This is a genomic window from Phenylobacterium sp. CCH9-H3, from assembly GCF_001557235.1.
Taxonomy (GTDB): Bacteria; Pseudomonadota; Alphaproteobacteria; order Caulobacterales; family Caulobacteraceae; genus Phenylobacterium.
Window position 1 is genome coordinate 1 of record NZ_LSJI01000061.1, and the last position, 4,674, is coordinate 4,674.

General features: G+C 70.0%; 10 protein-coding genes. 9 read left to right on the forward strand and 1 reads right to left on the reverse strand.

What is annotated here, in order from left to right:
- The 9 genes from AX721_RS27805 to AX721_RS05445 all read left to right on the forward strand — a co-directional run.
- Positions 1-646 (forward strand): hypothetical protein (locus tag AX721_RS27805; protein WP_197422475.1); only part of this gene is annotated, 646 nt, incomplete at its 5' end.
- A gap of 3 nt (positions 647-649) precedes the next feature.
- Positions 650-1,054, forward strand: a complete 405-nt coding sequence (locus AX721_RS05410) for a hypothetical protein (protein WP_068875002.1) — start codon at positions 650-652, stop codon at positions 1,052-1,054.
- 54 nt (positions 1,055-1,108) lie between these two features.
- Entirely contained in the window at positions 1,109-1,321 is a 213-nt protein-coding gene (locus AX721_RS05415; RefSeq protein WP_068875003.1) for a hypothetical protein, read from the forward strand.
- A gap of 1 nt (position 1,322) precedes the next feature.
- Positions 1,323-1,559 carry a hypothetical protein gene (locus AX721_RS05420; RefSeq protein ID WP_068875004.1) on the forward strand — a complete coding sequence of 79 codons (237 nt, stop codon included), beginning with the start codon at positions 1,323-1,325 and terminating at the stop codon, positions 1,557-1,559.
- Positions 1,560-1,664: 105 nt separating this feature from the next.
- Complete coding sequence (locus tag AX721_RS05425; RefSeq protein WP_068875005.1) at positions 1,665-2,024, forward strand: helix-turn-helix transcriptional regulator; 360 nt, start codon at positions 1,665-1,667, stop codon at positions 2,022-2,024.
- The gene (locus AX721_RS05430; RefSeq protein ID WP_068875006.1) at positions 2,021-2,554 is read left to right on the forward strand and encodes an SRPBCC family protein; all 534 of its coding nucleotides are present in this window, start codon (positions 2,021-2,023) and stop codon (positions 2,552-2,554) included. The genes AX721_RS05425 and AX721_RS05430 overlap by 4 nt, the downstream gene beginning before the upstream one ends.
- Before the next feature lie 41 nt (positions 2,555-2,595).
- Entirely contained in the window at positions 2,596-3,339 is a 744-nt protein-coding gene (locus AX721_RS05435) for a DUF899 domain-containing protein (RefSeq protein WP_068875007.1), read from the forward strand.
- Positions 3,336-3,569, forward strand: coding sequence for a hypothetical protein (locus AX721_RS05440; RefSeq protein ID WP_068875008.1), 234 nt, complete (start codon positions 3,336-3,338; stop codon positions 3,567-3,569). Before AX721_RS05435 ends, AX721_RS05440 begins: the two co-directional genes overlap by 4 nt.
- Positions 3,570-3,615: 46 nt before the next feature.
- A complete protein-coding gene (locus AX721_RS05445) occupies positions 3,616-4,143 on the forward strand; it encodes a Rid family hydrolase (protein ID WP_068875009.1) in 528 nt (175 codons plus the stop codon).
- 4 nt (positions 4,144-4,147) lie between these two features.
- On the opposite strand, the gene AX721_RS05450 is transcribed toward AX721_RS05445, so the two are convergent.
- Positions 4,148-4,674: methyl-accepting chemotaxis protein (locus tag AX721_RS05450; protein WP_231754702.1), on the reverse strand; the 527-nt coding region annotated here is incomplete at its 5' end.

Here is a 4,674-nt window from a genome sequence, read left to right on the forward strand (position 1 = left end):
GGTCGGCGCCGAGAACGTCATCCTCGACACCCTGGACGGCGCCAGCCTCGACTACGACCTCACCATCAACGGCTCCAACACCGACATCACCAACACCATCGCAGCCACCGGCGCCGTCACCCTCAACCTCACCGTCAGCGGCGGCACGCTGGCCGGCGGCGGCAACGCCGTGACCAACACCATCAGCAACGCCACCTCGGCAAATGTCACCGTGGCTCTGAATTCCGATGGCAACGTGGTGACCAACACCGCCAACACCGCAGGCGCCAAGACCTTCAACGTCACGCTCACCGGCGCGGCCAACGGCAATACCGTCAGCAACGACTTCACCGGCGGGTCGGGCGCCCAGTCGTCGACCCTGACGGTCACCGGCGCGACCTCGCGGGTGAACTTCGACCTCGACTCCAGTTCGGCGGGTTCGACGTCGGCCGTCACCCTGAGCAACTTCGTCGGCGCGGCCGGCGCGGCGGGCAACGTCACCATCGACCAGACCGGCGCCGGCGTGACCCTGGGCCTCACCGTCAACGGCGGCGCCTTCACCGCCGGAGCGGGCGGCGTCCAGGTGACCCAGGCGGGGCTCGGCGCGGTGACCGACATGGTCTTCAACGCCGCGGCCAACGGCTACACGGTCACCGTGTCGCAGTAGCCCGTGCGCCATGCCGTCGGCCTTGCCCTGGCGATCGCCAGCTGGGGCGGCGCCGCCCGGGCGATGACGCTGGCCGTCTGCCGGACGCTGGACGTCGGCGGCGCGCCGTCGGCGCCCCTCACGGTGCCGGCCGGCTCGCTGTTCCGCGACACCGGCCGGGCGGACGATCCGCTGGCCGCCTTCACCGCCGATCGATGGCCGCTGCGGCTCGAGACCGTCGCGCCGGCGGTCATCCCGCCGCTGCAGACCTGCGTGGCCGTCCAGGCGCGGGTGACCAGTGACTCGGCCGTCAAGGCGGTCGGCCGCAACGACAACCGCACCTTCGTCTATGCTGGCTCCAGCGACCTGCTCGCCCCGGCCGCGCCGACCGAGGACCTGCTGAGCCTCACCGCGGTGGTCATCGACTGAACGAAACCAACCCTCGGCCCGCGGGTTCACCTCTCCCAAGAAGAGGAGGAGCCCATGGCTTCCAAAGCGCCCCCCATTCCCCCGGAACAGCGCGCCTCGCCGGGCGAGAAACCCCACATCGAAGGCGCCGACATCGGGCGGCGCGACCGGGTGACCGGCGTCCAGTCCGAACAACCGGGCGACGATGACGTGAACCTGAAGTCCCAGGGCCGTCACGGCAATATCGCCCAGAACACCACCCACCAAGGCAACGTCCAGGACCGCTGACATGCCGAACAAGCATCCGAACACCGATCGCTGGGGCGGCCCGGGCGCCAGCCACGAGGACCGCTCAAAACCCCGACCCGAGGATCCGCCGTTCGGCGGTCGCGGTCCTGAGGAGCCGACGAACACCCAGTTCAGCGGCGTCTCCGGCGGCGGCGGCGAACGCGACCGCCATCATGCCCACGACGCCAAGGGCAAGCGCGACACCGAACAGAACAGCCGTCAGCGGGCCAAGCACTAACGACCCCGGCCGCGGACCACCCCCCGGGTTCGCGGCCGACGGTTCGCGACACAATCCTCAACCTATCGGTTGACAATTTGCGCGGCGTCCAACACATTCAACCTCATGGTTGAATTACACGCCGCAGAACCGGCCCGTCTGGACGCCGTCTTCCACGCCCTCGGCGACGCCACGCGCCGGAGCATGCTCCGCGATCTGGCGTCCGGGCAGCGTAGCGTGGGTGAGCTGGCCGCGCCGTTCGACATGTCCCTGGCCGCGGCCTCCAAGCACATCCGGGCGCTGGAAAAGGCGGGCCTCGTCCGCCGCACCATCCGCGGCCGCACGCACGTCTGCCGGCTGGAGCCCCGCGCGCTCGCGGACGCCCACGAATGGATCAGCTTCTACGAGCGCTTCTGGAACAGCCGCTTCGATGTCCTCGAGGAGCTGCTGCGCCGCGCCGACACCCCCCAAGGAGACGAGCAATGACCCACGCCACGACGGTGAGCGCCTACGGCGAACTGATCGAGCCCGCCACCGTGCGCATCCAGCGCCTGCTCCCCGGCCCGATCGAGCGGGTCTGGTCCTACCTCACCGACAGCGACCTGCGCGCCCAGTGGCTGGCGCGCGGCGAGATGGAGCTCCAGGTCGGCGCCAAGGTCGAGCTGGTCTGGCGGAACGACGAGCTCAGCGGCCGGCACGAAGATCGCCCCGAGGGTGTCGCCGAGGAGCAGCGCATGCAGTGCGCCGTGACCCGACTGGACCCGCCCCGCCTCCTGGCCATCAGCTGGGGCGAGCGCGGCAGCGAAGTGACCTTCGAACTGGAGCCGCAGGGGCCGGAGGTGATGCTTACCCTCACTCACCGCCGACTGCCCGACCGGGGCAGCCTCGTGGGCGTGTCCGCCGGCTGGCACGCGCATCTCGACGTCCTGCAGGCTCGGATGCGCGAGATCGCGCCGCCGGCCTTCTGGAAGACGTGGACCGGCCTTCGGGCCGAGTACGACGAACGCCTGCCCTAACCCCTCCCGTTCACGAAACCTCCCAACGCAAGAGTTCACTCATGAAAACCCCTCCGATCGTCTCGCCCGAGGCGTGGGAAACCGCGCGCGCCCAACTGCTCGTGAAGGAAAAGGCGATGACCCGCGCGCGGGACGCGCTGGCCGCCGAGCGCCGGCGGATGCCCTGGCTCGCCGTCGAGAAGGACTATGTCTTCGAGGGCCCGAACGGCGCGGCGAGCCTGGTCGACCTGTTCGACGGTCGCCGCCAGCTGGTCGTCTACCGCGCCTTCTTCGAACCGGGCGTGCTGGGCTGGCCCGATCGCGCCTGCCGGGGCTGTTCCCTGGTGGCGGACCAGGTGGCCCACGTCGCCCACCTGAACGCCCGCGACACAACTCTCGTCTTCATTTCCCGCGCACCGCAGGCGGACATCGCCGGCCTCAAGGCCCGGATGGGCTGGACGATGCCCTGGTTCACCATCACCGACAGCTTCGACGCCGACTTCGGCGTCGGCGAGTGGCATGGCACCAACGTCTTCTACCGCGACGGTGGGCGAGTGTTCCGCACCTACTTCGTCAACAACCGCGGCGACGAGCAGATGGGCAACACCTGGAACTATCTCGACATCACCCCGCTCGGCCGCCAGGAGCTCTGGGAAGACTCGCCGGAGGGCTATCCCCAGACGCCGACCTACAAGTGGTGGAACTGGCACGACGCTTACGAACCTCAGGCCGCGCCCGATCCGGCGTGGGTGGCGGTGTCCGACGCGGGAGAGGCGGCCTTCCGCAAAGAGAGCGCCAAGGCGTGAGAGTATCCCGCGGCCTCGGTCTCGCGGCCGCGCCGACCTTCGCGGGGATGGCGTTGCTGAACTGGCTTGGGGTCGGGGAGCGGGCGGATCCGATCTGCTCCGCCCTGCCAGGATCCCCGCTGGGCGGCATGACGGCCATGTACCTGCTCATGGCCGCCTTCCACCTTGGCCCCTGGCTGAACCGGCCGCGGCGCCGTTCGTCGAGCCGCTTGCGGGCATCGTCGCATTAACGAGGTGTCATTGGCCCAGGCGCGCCTCGCTGGCGTAGCCTGGGCCATGCTCAAGCCAGCCCTGCTCGCCGCCTTCATAGCGGTCGCCTCCGCCGCCCACGCGCAAGACTCCGCCGCGGGCTACCCGAAGCTGATCCCCGCCCCGGGCGGCGAAGTCGTGATCCCGAGCGCCGGCGCGCAGCGGGCCTACGACGAGTTCAAGTACGCCCCCGCGCGCCGCGCCGGGGACTTTCTCTACATCTCGGGCGTGATCGCCGGGCCCCGGGGCGCGCCGGAGCGCGACGGACCGGCCTTCACCGAACAGACCCGCCGCGCCTTCCGGGCGATCGAGGCGATGCTGAAGGCGGAGGGGCTGACCTTCGCCGACGTGACGATGATCAACACCTTCCACGTCTGGGACGGCCCCGGCTTCAAGGGCACGCGCGACGAGCAGTTCGCCGCTTTCGCCAAGGCCAAGGACGAGTTCATGGCCGCGCCGCACCCCGCCTGGACGGCGGTGGGCACGACGGGCCTCCTGGTCGACGACGGGGTGGTGGAGATCCAGATGATCGCCTACGCGCCCCGCAAACGGTGACCGGCTAGCTCGCCTTCTTGAACTGGACCGCCTCGGCTTCCACCGGCCGGCCGCCCGCGCCGGGGTGCACCTTGAAGGCGCTGATCAACTGGCTGAGGTCGCGGGCTTGGCGCAGGAGCGTGTGGCTCGCCGCGGTGCTCTGTTCGACCATGGCGGCGTTCTGCTGGGTGGTGTGGTCCATCTGGTTGATGGCCGTGTTCACCTGCCCCAGGGCCGACGACTGCTCGCGCGCGGACGCCGCGATCTGGGTGACCAGCTGGGCGATCTGGTTGAACTGGTCGAAGATCTGCTGCAGCGCCTCACCGGTCTGGCCGACCAGCTCCACGCCGGCGCCCACGTGACGCGTGGAAACGCCGATCAGCGTCTTGATCTCCTTGGCCGCTTCGGCCGAGCGCTGGGCCAGCTGCCGCACTTCGGAGGCCACGACCGCGAAGCCCTTGCCCGCGTCGCCCGCCCGGGCGGCCTCGACGCCGGCGTTGAGCGCCAGCAGGTTGGTCTGGAAGGCGATCTCGTCGATCACCCCGATGATCT

Excerpts from the sequence above, each read along its gene's own strand:
- AX721_RS05445 (WP_068875009.1), top strand. The coding sequence starts at position 3,616 with ATGCTCAAGCCAGCCCTGCTCGCCGCCTTCATAGCGGTCGCCTCCGCC.
- AX721_RS05420 (WP_068875004.1), top strand. The coding sequence starts at position 1,323 with ATGCCGAACAAGCATCCGAACACCGATCGCTGGGGCGGCCCGGGCGCC.
- AX721_RS05425 (WP_068875005.1), top strand. The coding sequence starts at position 1,665 with ATGGTTGAATTACACGCCGCAGAACCGGCCCGTCTGGACGCCGTCTTC.
- AX721_RS05415 (WP_068875003.1), top strand. The coding sequence starts at position 1,109 with ATGGCTTCCAAAGCGCCCCCCATTCCCCCGGAACAGCGCGCCTCGCCG.
- AX721_RS05430 (WP_068875006.1), top strand. The coding sequence starts at position 2,021 with ATGACCCACGCCACGACGGTGAGCGCCTACGGCGAACTGATCGAGCCC.
- AX721_RS05435 (WP_068875007.1), top strand. The coding sequence starts at position 2,596 with ATGAAAACCCCTCCGATCGTCTCGCCCGAGGCGTGGGAAACCGCGCGC.